Origin of the sequence: Microbacterium sp. ER1, assembly GCF_023383675.1 — a bacterium.
Taxonomy (GTDB): domain Bacteria; phylum Actinomycetota; class Actinomycetes; order Actinomycetales; family Microbacteriaceae; genus Microbacterium.
The window spans coordinates 1-247 of the sequence record NZ_QCXO01000079.1; the positions used below are offsets into that span (position 1 = coordinate 1).

A 247-nucleotide genomic window follows, 5' to 3' on the forward strand; every position below is an offset into this window, starting at 1 on the left:
TCGGGGTCGATGTCGAGCCAGGGTGCCAGCACGAAGTCACGTTCGGCGGCGCGCGGGTGCGGGAGGGTGAGCCTCTTGTCGTCCTGCCGAAGATCACCCAGGCGGATCAGGTCGATGTCCAGGGTGCGATCGCCCCAGCGTTCCTTCCGGGTGCGGCCGTGGTCGTTTTCGATTCCGTTGACGGCTTCGAGGAGGGCATGCGGCTCGCCCGACCAGAGCAGACTCACCACGAGGTTGAGGTACCCGG

At 66.8% G+C, this 247-nt stretch carries 1 protein-coding gene; it reads right to left on the bottom strand.

Annotated elements, in window-relative coordinates:
- Positions 1 to 247: 2-amino-4-hydroxy-6-hydroxymethyldihydropteridine diphosphokinase (gene folK, locus BV453_RS01840; RefSeq protein WP_249520737.1), on the bottom strand; the 247-nt coding region annotated here is incomplete at both ends.